11 protein-coding genes are annotated in these 13469 nt (G+C 69.4%); 3 read left to right on the forward strand and 8 right to left on the reverse strand.

The features are described 5' to 3' along the window. Window positions 1-60: 60 nt before the first annotated feature. Window positions 61-963 (forward strand): helix-turn-helix transcriptional regulator, encoded by a 903-nt coding sequence (locus D1369_RS14745; protein WP_007384341.1) that lies wholly within the window; start codon window positions 61-63, stop codon window positions 961-963. A 12-nt stretch (window positions 964-975) separates the two neighbouring features. Here the strand turns inward: D1369_RS14745 and D1369_RS14750 are convergent, their stop codons facing one another. The 6 genes from D1369_RS14750 to D1369_RS14775 all read right to left on the reverse strand — a co-directional run bounded on the left by D1369_RS14750 (window position 976) and on the right by D1369_RS14775 (window position 9835). After that, window positions 976-1746 carry an antibiotic biosynthesis monooxygenase gene (locus tag D1369_RS14750; RefSeq protein ID WP_007384340.1) on the reverse strand — a complete coding sequence of 257 codons (771 nt, stop codon included), beginning with the start codon at window positions 1744-1746 and terminating at the stop codon, window positions 976-978. Window positions 1747-1929: 183 nt separating this feature from the next. Beyond that, window positions 1930-5247 carry a S8 family peptidase gene (locus D1369_RS14755; protein ID WP_007384339.1) on the reverse strand — a complete coding sequence of 1106 codons (3318 nt, stop codon included), beginning with the start codon at window positions 5245-5247 and terminating at the stop codon, window positions 1930-1932. A gap of 210 nt (window positions 5248-5457) precedes the next feature. After that, window positions 5458-6141, reverse strand: a complete 684-nt coding sequence (locus D1369_RS14760; protein ID WP_007384338.1) for an ABC transporter ATP-binding protein — start codon at window positions 6139-6141, stop codon at window positions 5458-5460. A gap of 238 nt (window positions 6142-6379) precedes the next feature. Further along, window positions 6380-7843 carry an ABC transporter permease gene (locus D1369_RS14765; protein WP_007384337.1) on the reverse strand — a complete coding sequence of 488 codons (1464 nt, stop codon included), beginning with the start codon at window positions 7841-7843 and terminating at the stop codon, window positions 6380-6382. A gap of 178 nt (window positions 7844-8021) precedes the next feature. Continuing rightward, window positions 8022-9287, reverse strand: a complete 1266-nt coding sequence (locus D1369_RS14770; protein ID WP_202477075.1) for an Ig-like domain-containing protein — start codon at window positions 9285-9287, stop codon at window positions 8022-8024. A 203-nt stretch (window positions 9288-9490) separates the two neighbouring features. Further along, window positions 9491-9835, reverse strand: a complete 345-nt coding sequence (locus tag D1369_RS14775) for a hypothetical protein (protein WP_037901263.1) — start codon at window positions 9833-9835, stop codon at window positions 9491-9493. 130 nt (window positions 9836-9965) lie between these two features. Between D1369_RS14775 and D1369_RS14780 the strand changes: the two genes are divergently transcribed. Together D1369_RS14780 and D1369_RS42915 are read left to right on the forward strand one after the other, a co-directional pair. Next, entirely contained in the window at window positions 9966-10247 is a 282-nt protein-coding gene (locus D1369_RS14780) for an LPXTG cell wall anchor domain-containing protein (RefSeq protein ID WP_007384334.1), read from the forward strand. Window positions 10248-10258: 11 nt separating this feature from the next. Continuing rightward, window positions 10259-10432, forward strand: a complete 174-nt coding sequence (locus D1369_RS42915) for a hypothetical protein (RefSeq protein ID WP_007384333.1) — start codon at window positions 10259-10261, stop codon at window positions 10430-10432. A 48-nt stretch (window positions 10433-10480) separates the two neighbouring features. Here D1369_RS42915 and hutH read toward each other — a convergent pair whose 3' ends face one another. Together hutH and D1369_RS14790 are read right to left on the reverse strand one after the other, a co-directional pair. After that, window positions 10481-12019: a histidine ammonia-lyase gene (hutH, locus tag D1369_RS14785; RefSeq protein ID WP_007384332.1), complete on the reverse strand. Its 1539-nt coding sequence runs from the start codon at window positions 12017-12019 to the stop codon at window positions 10481-10483. Window positions 12020-12101: 82 nt separating this feature from the next. Then, the gene (locus D1369_RS14790; RefSeq protein ID WP_037901262.1) at window positions 12102-13250 is read right to left on the reverse strand and encodes a GGDEF domain-containing protein; all 1149 of its coding nucleotides are present in this window, start codon (window positions 13248-13250) and stop codon (window positions 12102-12104) included. Window positions 13251-13469 lie beyond the last annotated feature (219 nt).

Below are 13469 nucleotides of genomic sequence, written 5' to 3' on the forward strand. Positions count from 1 at the left end.
CGCTGGTCCTACTACTGGCGGGGACAGGATGGTGAGCGTACGACCGTGAATACTTGACGTATGGACGAGATGGCCGAGGCACTGCCCGGAAGCGGCTCACTGGACCGGCGTGCCGAGCTCAGCGAGTTCCTGCGCACCCGGCGGGCCCGGCTGAAGCCGCAGGACGTGGGGCTGCCGGACTTCGGGCGGCACCGCAGGGTGCCGGGACTGCGCCGCGAGGAGCTGGCCCAGCTGGCGGGTGTCTCCGTGGCGTACTACACGCGCCTGGAGCAGGGCAACGGGCGGAACGTCTCGGCGGAGGTCCTCGACGCGATCGCCCGTGCCCTGCGGCTGACCGACGCCGAGCACGCGCACCTGACGCATCTGGCGAAGCCGAAGGAGCACAAGAAGAAGACCACCGCGCGTACCGAGCAGGTGCGCGGGGCGATCAGGCACCTGCTGGACTCCATCGAGGTCCCGGCGTACGTCTCGGGGCGCCGGTCGGACATCGTCGCCTGGAACCGGATGGCGGCGGCGGTCTTCGGGGACTGGGCGGAGCTGCCGGCGCAGGAGCGGAACTGGGCGCGGCTGATCTTCCTGCGGCCGGAGTACCAGGACCTGTTCGTGCCGTGGGAGCAGAAGGCCAGTGACGTGGTGAGCTACCTCCGCATGGACGCGGGCTGCCATCCCGACGACCCCCGGCTGTCCGCCCTCGTCGGGGAGCTCTCCGTGAAGAGCGAGGAGTTCAGGCGTCTGTGGGCCATGCACGACGTCAAGGAGAAGAGCTACGGCGCCAAGCACCTGCGTCATCCGCTGGTCGGCGAACTGACCCTGCACTACGAGTCGTTCCCCCTGTCCGACGGCACCGAACAGGTCCTGATCACCTACCACGCGGAACCGGGTTCGCCGTCCGCCGACGCCCTGCGGCTGCTGGCGAGCTGGGGCACGGACGCCACCCGCGTGGGTGAGTCCGCCCGCCCCTGACCCGGCGCCCGCTCAGCCCTGGTACGGCGGGGCCGCCCCCCAGTTCCACTTCGGCACGGGCTGCTCCGCGGGCGGCGTGGCGTCCGGCCCCGAGAAGTGGACCGCGAGCCGGGTGCCCCACTCGACGTAGGCGAGGAACGCCGAGCGGAACGCCGCGTCGGTGGGCAGCCCGGCCTCGTCGGCGGCGTCCTGGATGAGGTTCACCCAGCGGCGGCGCTGCTGCTCGGTGATGTCGCGGCCCAGGTGCTTGGCGACCATGTGGCCGTGGCCGCCCTGGGTCTCCGAGTAGGCGGTCGGCCCGCCGAAGACCTCCGCGAGCCACAGGGCGACATGCTCGGCGTGCTCGGGGGCAAGGCCCGCGAACACCGGGGCCAGGAGGTCGTCGGCCAGGACCTTCTCGTAGAACACCGTGGTCAGCCGGCCGAAGGCCTCCGCGCCGCCCGCCCACGCGAACAGGGTGGGCACGGCGGCGCCCCGGCCACGGACCGTCGTCGGTTTGTAGTGGCGCATCTCCTCGATGTTCTCGATGTACGGCCGGATCGCGGCGAGGAAGTCCGGGAACAGCTCGGACTTCCGGAAGCCCTCCAGATGGTCCTCGGTGGAGGTCCAGGTGATCCGCAGGACGAAGTGCTCGAAGTCCTCCTCGCACCGCGCCAGCTCGAAGTCGACGCACTGCGGGGCCGCCGCCAGCTGGACCGAGGCGTGGGTGTAGGCGGACAGGAACTCCGGCGAGCGGTCTTCAGGGATGCGGTAGCGGATGTACTCGACGGTTTCTGTGGTCATACGGCCACTCAAACACGGGCGGTCGCCGGAAGCCGCTCTTCCGGTGATCGGATCGCGGTCGCTGATCAGAGTTGTCGCTCGGAGTCGCCGGTCAGCGGCCCTGGACGGCCGGCTGACGCACGCGAAAGGCCCGCCGGAAGCGGTGTGCTTCCGGCGGGCCTTCCGACTACCGCTTCCTACAGGTCACTTCCCGTAGTACGCGTTGTAGATCGAGATCGTCGACTTGTTGCCCTTCTTGTCGGCGATCTTGGCGTGGAAGGAGATGGCCTTCCCCTTCGCCGGGTTCTTCACAGTGATCTTGCCGCCCGAGACCGTGACCTTCTTCCAGGTCTGGCCGTAGTCGTACGACACGTACACCGCGAGGGACTTCAGGTTGGAGCCCTTCGCGGAGCCCTCGACGGTCACCGGGATCTTGACCGTCTTACCGGCCTCGACGCGGCTGTCCAGACCCGTGGTCGCGTTGAAGCGGACCGTGGAGGCGGGCAGCTTGGTGAGATCGGCCGACTTCTTGGACGCGAACGTCCAGCTGGCGTCGATCCGGGTGGAGGCCGCCGCGACCTTGACACTGCGCTTGACCGAGGTCGTCAGCTTGTAGTTGGCCTGGCCGGCCGGGACCTTGAAGGTCTTCTCGCCGAACAGCGGGTCGTCGTTCGAGCCGACCTTGACGCCGTTCTTGTACAGCGTGGTGTTGACCGAGGTGAACACCGAGGAGCCGGCGTGGCCCTGGCCGTCCGCGAACAGCGGGAGGGAGCCGAAGATCTCGTTGCCGTCGCGGTACAGACCGAAATCGGCGTTGAGATGCGGGCCGAAGACCGCGGTGTTGAAGGTCTTCGCGTAGGACTTGCCGCCCTGGAAGGACTGCGCGGCACCCAGGGTGTAGTACGCCTCGGAGAGCGGGAAGCCCTCCTCGTCGACACCGCCGGACTGCTCGAAGTCCATCTCCCACTTCACACCGCTGGGGGTGGACAGGTGCAGGGTGCGGGTGCCCGGCAGGGTCTGCTGGATACCCATCGAGGAAGCGGAGAAGGAGCCGGGCAGCCAGCCGACGGCGTTGATCGAGCCCTTCTTGTCGCTCGCCGCCGCGCCCATGCCGACCTTCACCTTGGCCAGCTCGCTCGCCTTGTAGTGCTTGGTGTACCCGGTGGCGAACTGCTTGACCTTGCCGCCGGCGACGGTGTCGTACTGCTCGGTGGCGCCCTTGCTCCAGTGGCCGTCGAACTGCTCGCTGAGCGAGCCGTCGGTCACCTGCGGACCGAAGTGGGCGGTACGGAAGCCCGCGTACGAGTCCAGGAACCAGCCGAAGCCGTAACCGCCGTCGGGCGTGTCGATCTGGAAGCCGGGGGAGGCGAACTCAGACTTGGCGGCCGTGTCCGGCACGGTGATGTCGACCGGCTTGGCCTTGCGCGCGTCCAGCGTGACCGTCGTGTTCTTCGTGACGTTCAGCTTCGGCTGGACCAGCCAGTCGGCGCCCTTGCTGAAGTCCTCCGGGTCCACGAAGTACGCGGAGTTGAGGACGTAACCGCCCTTGGGCACGCGGACGGTGACCGAGCCGTCCTCGTCGTACGGCGAGTACCACTTGCCGTTGGCGAGGCCCGAGATGCCGTACAGGTCCGCGCTGTAGTTCTTGGCCGGCTTGCCGTCGCGGTCGAGTACGTTCAGCGTGACGTCGTAGGACTCGACCTCCCGCTGCACCGCCGCCGCCGTACGCACCGTCTGGCCGCCGCCCGTCGCCGTCACGTACGCCGAGTAGGCGCCGTCGAGCGTGCCGCCCAGCTTGGAGTTGACGGTGAGGGGGACGGATGCCGTGCCGCCGTTCGCCGGGACCGTCACCGTGGTGGCACCCAGCTTGAAGAAGCCGGCCGGAGCGGCCTGGCCCTTCGGGTTGGTGGCCGTCGACGACAGCTTCAGCGTGACGTCCTTCGTACCGAGGTTGCGGTACGTCACCTGCTTGGTGTCCGGCTTGTCGTCGGTGTGCGGCCACTGCTGGGTGCCGAAGCTCACCGAGACCGGGTCGGCGATCACGGACTGCGTGATGGCCTTGTCGACCTGGATACGGCCCGAACCCTGCTGGAACGGGGTGTACTTGCCGCCCTTGGCGGAGCCCGTCAGGGCGCCCTTCAGCTCGGCGTAGCCCCAGTTCGGGTGCTCCTGCTTGAGGATCGCCGCCGCGCCCGCGACATGCGGGGTCGCCATCGACGTACCCGAGATGGTCAGGTAGCCGGGCGGCTTCTCGCCGACCTCCTGGTCGATGAGGCTGCCCTTGGCCGCGGCTGCGGTGATGTCGACGCCGGGCGCGGTGACGTCCGGCTTGATCGCACCGTCGCCGGTGCGTGGGCCGGTGCTGGAGAAGTCGGCCAGCTTGTCCTTGTCGTCGACGGCGCCGACGGTGAGCGCGGCGTCCGCGCTGCCCGGCGAACCGACGGATTCCGGACCCGAGTTGCCCGCGGCGATGGCGAAGAGGATGCCCTTCTCGGCGGAGAGCTTGTTGACCTCCGCCTCCAACGGGTCGATCTCCGGGGTGTCGCCGCCGCCCAGGCTGAGGTTGACGACGTTGGCGCCCTGCTCGGCCGCCCACTCCATGCCCGCGAGGATCTGCGAGTCGTCGCCGTAGCCGTCGTCGCTGAGCACCTTGCCGTTGAGCAGCTTGGCGCCCGGCGCCACACCCTTGTACTTGCCGTTCGACTTCGCGCCGGTACCGGCCGCGATGGAGGCGACGTGGGTGCCGTGGCCGAACTTGTCGGTCGCGTCGGCGGAGGTGGAGAAGTTCTTCGCCGCGATCACCTGGTCCTTGAGGTCCGGGTGGGTCGCGTCGATGCCGGTGTCCAGGACGGCGATCTTGACGCCCTTGCCGTCGTAGCCCTTGGCCCAGGCGGTCGGCGCGCCGATCTGCGGCACGGACTTGTCGAGGCTGGCCTTGCGGACGCCGTCGAGCCAGACGTGCGCGATGCCGGAGGCGGTCTTGTCGCCGTTGGTGACCGCGTCCCACAGCTCGGGCGCGTCCTCCTTCGGCGTCTGCACCGCGTCGGCGTTCAGGGAGGTCAGGGAGTGGCGGAGCGTGCCCGCGTCCCGGACGTCGTCCTTGGCCGCGGTCGCCGCGCCCTTGTAGCCGACGATCACCTTCAGTCCCTTGCTCTGGGACTTGCGGGTGGCGGCCTTGTTGAGCTCGGTGACGTCGAACAGCCGCTGGTCGAGCTTGCCGCTCGACACCAGGCGGACGACGTCGGACGGCAGCACATAGGTGTGGCCGTCGGCCTTGCGGAGCTGCACCGGTATGTGCTCACGGCCCTTCGCGGGCTCAAGGCCCACGACGCGGCCCTTGGCGTCCACGACGACACGGTCACCGGTGATCAGGGTGATGCGGTGCTTGGGCGTGAGCTGCGCCTTGTTCGACTGCGAGACACTCGCGGTCTGTTGCGCATCCGCCGACGCCGGGCTGGTCATGCCCGCCGCGAGCGCTACCGCGGCCGCCGTGGCGATCGTGGCCGCGCATGCCTTTTTCACTTGTCTGCGCAAGTTTCCCCCTTGCAGAAGGACCGGGTGAATTCCCCGTTCACCCGGGCGGGGGGAGAGTCGCACGCGTATACGTGCGCCCCCCGGCTCTCGCAGTATGCCGAGGGGTGATCACGACCTCAATAGACAACTCCCCGACAGCAAAGTCTGTTACAAGACTGCCGGATTCAGGGGGAGTTGAGGCTGCTCGCATTCACTGGTTCAGGAGGCGGCGTTCTCCTTCACCGTGATCCTGCCCTTGCGGATCGTGGCGAGGCGGGGGGCCTTCTTCGCGATGGCGGAGTCGTGGGTGACCATGATGAAGGTCAACCCCAGCTCCTTCCACATGCGTTCGAGTACGTCCATGATCTCGTCGCGCATCGACTCGTCCAGGTTGCCGGTGGGTTCGTCGGCGAGGAGCACCTTCGGCTCCTTGACGAGGGCCCGGGCGATGGCGACGCGCTGCTGCTGGCCGCCGGACAACTCGGAGGGCAGATGCCTCAACCGCTCCCCGAGCCCGACGGAGGCGAGGGCCTCGGCCGCCCGCTCCCGCCGCTCCTTCGTCTTCACGCCGAGGGGTACGAGGGCGGTCTCCACGTTCTCCTGGGCGGTGAGGGTGGGGATGAGGTTGAAGGACTGGAAGACGAAGCCGATGTTCTCACTGCGGACCCGGGTCAGCCTGGCCTCCGACAGCTTGGCCAAGTCGGTGCCGTCCAGCACGACTTCGCCCTCCGTGGGCTTGTCCAGTCCGCCGAGCATCTGCAGGAGGGTGGACTTGCCGCCGCCGGTGGGGCCCTGGATGACGAGACGGTCCCCGTCGGCGATGGTGAGGTCCACACCGGCGAGCGCGTCGACGGTGTCCTTGCCCCGGGTGTAGCGCTTGGTGACGCTTCTGAGTTCGTACATGGTGAGCTCCTGGGGTGGTGGGGGTTCGGGGTGGTGCGGGTTGTGCTCGGCTGTGGCGGTCGGTGGGGGCTGGTCGCGCAGTTCCCCGCGCCTCTACGGGGGCACGGTGGGAGCCTGCGTGACGGAGCCCACCCAGGGGCGCGGGGAACTGCGCGACCGGCCACGAACGCTCCCGCGGCCGCGAGACCGCAGGACGAGGCACATCCGTGGGCGCGGCCGGTACCGCAGCGGACGCCCGCTACTCGACTCGGCGCAACGCGTCCGCCGGCCGCAGTCGCGACGCGCGCCAGCCGCCGAACGCTCCCGCGATGAGACCGCCCGCCACCGCCAGACCCACCGCGATCGACACCGTCGTCAGACTGACCGGGGCCGTCAGGGCCACGTCCAGGGTCCTGGCGGCCGCCTGTCGGCCGGGGCCCCCGAAGCCCCCACCGCCGGGACCACCCGCGCCGCCACCGCCGCCACGGCCCAACTGGGCCTGCAGCGTGGGACTGATGGCGGTCACGACGTACGCCCCCGCGAGACCGAGCCCGATTCCCAGCGTCCCGCCGAGCAGCCCGTTGACCATCGCCTCGCCGACGACCTGCCGGGTCACCCGCCCCGACTTCCACCCCAGCGCCTTGAGCGTGCCGAACTCCCGTACCCGGCGCGAGACAGCGGAAGAAGTCAGCAGACCGGCCACCAGGAATGCGGCGACCAGCACCGCGATCGACAGCCACTTGCCGACATTCGTCGCGAGGGACGACGCCGTCGACAGCGATCCCGACACCGTGTCCGCGAGATCCGCCGAGGTCGTCACCGTCGTACCCGAGACGTTCTTCTGGATCGTCGACTTGACGGAGTCGATCTTCTGGGAGTCGGTCGCCTTGACGTAGATCGTGGTGACCTTGTTCTTCGAGTCGCTGAGCGTCTGCGCCTGGGTGAGCGGGACGTAGACGTTGGCCGCCGCGTCCCCGCTGTCCGCGGTGGCGATGCCGATCACCTTGAACTTGACGCTCTTGATGGTGACGGTGGAGCCGACCTTGAGCTTCTTCTCCTTGGCGTACGCGGAGTCGACGACGGCGACCTTGGCGTCGGTCTCGGTCGCCGTGAACGTACGGCCGCTGGTGATCTTGGAGGAGGTCAGCGGACCGAGGGCCGCCTTGGTGACGTCGGTGCCGAAGACGGAGTAGTTGTCGACGTCGAAGTCGGCGCCGCCGCCCTGCACTTCACCCTGGGGCTGGCCGGTACCGCCGCCGTTCCTGCCGAAGCCGCCTTCACCGCCCCCGTTGCCGTTCTGCTGGAACTGGCCGCGCGTGAACTGGCCGTTGATCTTGATGACCTGGAGGCTCAGTCCGCCGACCGCGTCCGAGACGCCGGTCTGCCCGTCGACCTTGGTGACCGTGGCCGCGGACAGGGTCTGGAAACCCTGCACCATCACGCGGTCGCTGCTCTGCTCCGCGTCGGACCCGTTGTCCTGCGCGTCGAACCGGAAGCGCGGCCGGTCCGACGAACTGGCCTGCGGCTGGGCGGCCTTGGTGACCGTCATGTCGGTGCCCAGTCCGTACAGCGACTGCAGGACCTTGTCCTGGGCCTTCCCCATGCCGGACGACACGGAACTGACCACGATGACCAGCGCGATCCCGAGCGCGAGCCCGGAGGCGACGACGAGGGCCGCCTTTCTGCGGCGGCGCAGTTCGCGCCTCAGGTAGGTGAAGAACATGGCCGCAAGCTAGGTACGGCGCGTGATGACTCCATAAGGTCCGAATAAGAGCTGCATGAGAAGCCTGTCCGGTAGCCAGGGACGAACCCTCACACACCTGTCAAGGCGGGACCGTTCAAGCCGAGAGGCGGCCGCCCCTCAGGGCAACCGCCTCTCCTTGCTCAGGTCGAAGTGGACGTCAGACCGCCGACCCCGCCTTCCAGTCCGCCCAGCTCAGGTTCCAGCCGTTGAGGCCGTTGTCCGGGGCCACCGTCTTGTCGCCGGTGTTCTTCACGACGACCACGTCACCGACGATCGAGTGGGTGTAGAACCAGTAGCCCGCCGTGCCGGTGTCGTTGGCGCCCTTGGTGTCGGACAGGCCCACGCAGCCGTGGCTGGTGTTGACGTTGCCGAAGACGGACTTCGCGCCCCAGTAGTTGCCGTGCACGAAGGTGCCGGAGTTGGTGAGCCGGATGGCGTGCGGCACGTCCTTGATGTCGTACTCGCCCTTGCCGTCATCGTCGGTGAAGCCCACGGTCGCGCCGTTCATGCGCGTCTCCTTGAACTTCTCGGACATCACCATGATGCCTTCGTACGTCTTGTTCTCCGGGGAACCGGCGGAGATCGGGATGGTCTTGATGACCGCGCCGTTGTGCGTGATCTTCATCTGCTTGGTCTTGGCGTCGACGTACGAGACCTGGTTGCGGCCGATCTTGAACGTGACCGTCTTCTGCTGGACGCCGTAGACACCGGAGGCACCCTCGACACCGTCGAGCGCGAGCTTCAGCGTGACGGTGGAGTTCTCCTTCCAGTACTGGTCGGGACGGCAGTCCATGCGGACGGTGGAGAACCAGTGGCAGACGACCTCCTGGCCGCTGCTGGAGGAGACCGTGATGCCCTTCTGCACGGCCGCCTTGTTGGTGATCTCCTTGTTGAAGTTGATCGACACCGGCATGCCCACGCCGACGGTCGAGCCGTCCTCGGGCGTGAAGTTGCCTATGAAGCTGTTGGCCGGGGAGACCGTCGTGAACGAGGCGTTCTCGTGGGCGACGAGCCCGTCGGAGTCCTTGGCCTCCGCGGCGACCTTGTAGGTCGTGGAGCGCTCCAGCTGGGTGCTGGGCTTCCAGCTGGTCTTGTCGGCGGACAGCGCGCCGGCCACCTTCGTGCCGTCGGTGGTCGTCATCGTCACGTCGGTGAGCGTGCCCTTGCTCACGGTGACGGCGGCGGAGTTGTTGATGGAGGCGTTGTCCGTGCCGTCCTTGGGCGTGATCTTGATCTCAGCCTGGGAGCTCTTCTTGGCCGCCGCCTCGTCGGCCTTGGCCTGCGAGGTGTCGCCGCCACTGCCGCCCGACGACGAGTCGTCGCCACCGGAACAGGCCGAGAGCACCAGCACCCCGCCGAGCAGAGCGGACGCGACCGTCAGGCCCCTGCGCCGCTTACTGACCGTCATCACACGCTTCTCCATCGTTGCCGAATCCCAGAATCCCCGAGAGTCCCCGTCAAGAACTAAACGCTACGACCGGTTCGTCCCGTTCCACCTTCTCGGAAGGTGTGGGGCACACCACGTCCGCCGTGGCGGAAGGTGCGTCTGTCGGTCCGTGCGACCCCTGAGACGACGAAACCCCGGGCGGCGGTTGCCGCCCGGGGTCACGATTCTCCCGAGCGCGCTCAGCCGACGACCTCTTCTTCCTCGTCTTCTTCTACATCATCCTCGTCGAGGTCCCAGTCCGGCGAATCCGGGTCGTAGTCGACGTGCTCACTGCTCCAGGATGCCTGGGCCAGTTCGAGCCCCGGCACGTCCCCCACCAGGTCGAACGGGTCCACGAGATACGCCAGAGCCTCCGCAGTGTCTTCCGTCACAGCGCTCTCGGCATGCGCCCGCTCGTCCTTCGGCATGTCCGGATCCTCCGCGATCCGCGCCAGCGCGGCCCGGGTGACGGCGTCCTGGTCGTCGACCTCGACGACGAGTTCCACCCGAAGTCGTACAAAACGTGATGTCTCTTCAGTGCTCATGCCCGGAGCGTAAAGCCCATCGCTCCCGTGACTTTCCCGTGACCCGCGCCTTTCACTAACATCGGCCCACACGGCCAATTCGCCAGCACCACAAGGGGATCGATATTCCGTGTCATCCGTTCGCCGTCCGTTGCTGACCGCCACCGCCGCGGGGACCCTGCTGGGTGCCCTGTGGTTCGTCCCGTCTGCCAACGCGACTCAGGACAGCCCGGCGAGAACAGAGCCGTCCGTGCAGGCCACCACGCAGGCGCGGGTCACGACCACCAGCGCGGAGACGTCCACGGACGACACCCGGCTCGCCGACACCGGCAGCTTCGACACCACGCCGTACGTCGTCGGCGGCACCCTCTTCCTCACGCTGGGTGCGGGCTTCGTCGTCTATTCGGTACGACGGGAACGCCTGGGGTTTTAACGGCCGCGAAGGTGCTCAGCGCGGCCGAGTTGACGAAGCTGCTGCTCGCCAAGGGCGATGCCGCCGGGTGCGACGCCCTGCCGAGGTCCAAGTGCGAAGTGAAGACGGACAAGGCCGCCTGTGCCCCGCCGGCGCACGCCATGGCGGGCCTCGCGCCGCGCGGGACGGAGGCCAAGCTCAGGTAACCGGCACGGGCCCTGTTCGCTCGTACGGCGAACAGGGCCGCGGCCCCCTTACAGCAGCGGCCCGGTGACGGCCTCCACCGCCGACACCAGCCGGCCCTCCCGCACGAAGACATCCGCCGCCGCGAGATCCGGCGCCAGGAACCGGTCGGGACCAGGACCCTCGACACCCGCCTTGCGTACGGCGGTGATGGCGGCCTGGGTCGCCGGTGCGGGGCTCAGACCCTCGCGCAACTCGACGGCGCGCGAGGCGGCGTAGAGCTCGACGGCGAGGACCCGGGTCAGGTTGTCGACGGCGGTGCGCAGCTTGCGCGCGGCCGACCAGCCCATCGAGACGTGGTCCTCCTGCATCGCGGAGGACGGGATCGAGTCCGCGGACGCGGGCACGGCCAGCCGCTTCAACTCACTGACCAGCGCGGCCTGCGTGTACTGGGCGATCATCAGCCCGGAGTCCACGCCGGCGTCGTCGGCGAGGAACGGCGGCAGCCCGTGGGACCGGTTCTTGTCGAGCAGCCGGTCGGTCCGCCGCTCGGCGATCGAGGCGAGGTCGGCGACGGCGATGGCGAGGAAGTCCAGCACGTAAGCCACCGGCGCGCCATGGAAGTTGCCGTTGGACTCCACCCGACCGTCCGGCAGCACCACGGGGTTGTCGACCGCGGACGCCAACTCCCGCTCCGCGACGAGCCGTGCGTGGGCCAGGGTGTCCCGCCCGGCGCCGGCGACCTGCGGGGCGCAGCGCACGGAGTAGGCGTCCTGGACGCGCGGCGCGTCGTCCTGGTGGTGCCCGGTGAGCTCCGAACCCTCCAGCACGGCCAGCATGTTGGCGGCCGAGGCGCCCTGCCCCGGATGCGGCCGGATGGCGTGCAGCTCGGGAGCGAGCACCTTGTCGGTACCGAGCAGGGCCTCCAGCGACAGGGCGGCGGTGATGTCGGCGGACTTGTAGAGCATGTCCAGGTCGGCGAGCGCCATGACCAGCATGCCGAGCATGCCGTCGGTGCCGTTGAGAAGGGCGAGCCCTTCCTTCTCCCGCAGTGCGACGGGCGTGATCCCGTGCTCGGCGAGCAGCTCACCGGCCGGCCGCACGACCCCGTCCGGCCCTTCGGCGTCCCCCTCCCCCATGAGGGTGAGGGCACAGTGCGAGAGCGGCGCGAGATCACCTGAGCAGCCGAGCGACCCGTACTCGTGCACGACCGGCGTGATCCCGGCGTTGAGCACATCGGCCATGGTCTGCGCGACCTCGGGCCGCACCCCCGTCCGCCCCGAGCAGACGGTCTTCAGCCGCAGGAACATCAGCGCCCGTACGACCTCCCGCTCGACCCGCGGCCCCATTCCCGCGGCGTGCGAGCGGACGATGTTGCGCTGCAGCTGGGCCCGGAGCTCCGGGCTGATGTGCCGGGTCGCGAGGGCGCCGAAGCCGGTGCTGACGCCGTAGACGGGCTCGGGCCTGGCCGCGAGGGCGTCCACGATCCCGCGGGCCGCGGCGAGAGCGGCGACGGCCTCTCCGGACAGCTCGATACGGGCACCGTCCCGCGCCACGGCAAGGACGTCGGACGCGGTGACCCCGGACGTCCCCACCACCACAGTGTGCATATCCATATTCAGGAGCGTACGCACTGAATTCCAGGATGTCACTACTGGGTAGGGGGTACGCCCCTTACCAGGCCGACCGGCCTCAGGGCTGCCGCCCCCGGAACGTCCGCCGCTCGGGCGTCTGCCCCGACGGAGCCGCATCGGCCAGCCGTACGACGGGATCGTCGGGCCCGCCCCGCCCCGCGACCACGGGCCTTTCGGCACGCTCGGCCTTGGCCCGGTACTGCGCGGCATCGGCGAGCCGGAAGAGCCGCCGGGCGGACCGGACGGGCCCGATGGGGTCCGCGGTGGAGGCCACCCCGCACGCCACCCCCTCCCCCAGCTCCAGCTCACCGGCCCGCCGGCAGAGTTCGTCGGCGGCCCTGACGACGTCGTCGGCGGACGGCCCGACGGCGAGCAGACAGAACTCGTCCCCACCGAGCCGGGCGGCCAGGGCCCCCGGCAGCATGGCCCCGCACAACGACAGGACCGACCCGAAACGCTCCAGCAGCCGATCGCCCACGGCATGCCCACGGGTGTCATTGACCCGCTTCAACCCGTTCAGGTCACACACCACGAGACTGACGACGACCCCGTCCCGCTTGTGCCGGTCGACGGCCTCGTCGAGCCGCGCGTCGACGGCACGGCGATTGGCGAGCCCGGTCAGCGCGTCCGTGAACGCCAGCCGTCTCGCCTCCTCCAGCCGCTCCGCCTGGGCGATTCCGGCGGCGACGACGGCGGCCAGTACGGTGGCGAAGTCGGCGTCCTCCCGTCCGAAGACGGGGGCACCGGTGGGCCGGGCGACATACAGCTCACCCCACGCCCGCCCGTTCAGCACGATCGGGGCGACGACACAGCTCCCCCGCCCCCTCCTACGGAGCGCGGCGACCCGCTGATGCACATACCCGGGCCGCCCCCCGGCTGCCGGCCCCTCCGCCGTCTCGACCCACGCGTTGGGCTCGCCGCCCCCGGCCCACCGCTCGTGCAGAAACTCGGTGATCTCCGGGAACTGGTGCACGGGGTAGGCCTCCCCGTCGGGAAACTCCTCCTCACCGGCGGCCCGCTCCCCCACGTTCACCAGCACCCTGAGCCGCCCGAGCTCCCGCTCCCACACCGACAACGCGGCGAAACTCCCCCCGAGCGCACGGCACGCCCCAGCGGCGGCGGCCCGCCACGCCTCCCGCGAGCCGTGCGCCGCGGCCATGCCCTGAGCCAACGCGACGACCGCGGCCAGCCGGATGTCCTCACCCATCAGTCCAGGTTAGGGAGGATTTGGGCGGGTACCGGGGTGCGGTTGAGCCGTTCGAGAACACGGGCAGCCGCGCTGGGCTTGAGCGGGGCGCCTATGGGGGTGCCGGGTTCGGTTGTGGGGCGGGTGCGGGCCGGTGGGGGCTGGTCGCGCAGTTCCCCGCGGTTCCGCTGCGCTGGGCTTGAGCGGGGCGCCTATGGGGGTGCCGGGTTCGGCTGTGGG

Source organism: Streptomyces sp. CC0208 (assembly GCF_003443735.1).
Taxonomy (GTDB): domain Bacteria; phylum Actinomycetota; class Actinomycetes; order Streptomycetales; family Streptomycetaceae; genus Streptomyces; species Streptomyces sviceus.

What these genes read in the sequence shown, in the direction of transcription:
- D1369_RS14765 (WP_007384337.1), bottom strand. Translation starts at nt 7,843, where the DNA reads ATGTTCTTCACCTACCTGAGGCGCGAACTGCGCCGCCGCAGAAAGGCG.
- D1369_RS14790 (WP_037901262.1), bottom strand. Translation starts at nt 13,250, where the DNA reads ATGGGTGAGGACATCCGGCTGGCCGCGGTCGTCGCGTTGGCTCAGGGC.
- D1369_RS14750 (WP_007384340.1), bottom strand. Translation starts at nt 1,746, where the DNA reads ATGACCACAGAAACCGTCGAGTACATCCGCTACCGCATCCCTGAAGAC.
- D1369_RS14745 (WP_007384341.1), top strand. Translation starts at nt 61, where the DNA reads ATGGACGAGATGGCCGAGGCACTGCCCGGAAGCGGCTCACTGGACCGG.
- D1369_RS14775 (WP_037901263.1), bottom strand. Translation starts at nt 9,835, where the DNA reads ATGAGCACTGAAGAGACATCACGTTTTGTACGACTTCGGGTGGAACTC.
- D1369_RS14770 (WP_202477075.1), bottom strand. Translation starts at nt 9,287, where the DNA reads ATGGAGAAGCGTGTGATGACGGTCAGTAAGCGGCGCAGGGGCCTGACG.
- hutH (WP_007384332.1), bottom strand. Translation starts at nt 12,019, where the DNA reads ATGCACACTGTGGTGGTGGGGACGTCCGGGGTCACCGCGTCCGACGTC.
- D1369_RS14760 (WP_007384338.1), bottom strand. Translation starts at nt 6,141, where the DNA reads ATGTACGAACTCAGAAGCGTCACCAAGCGCTACACCCGGGGCAAGGAC.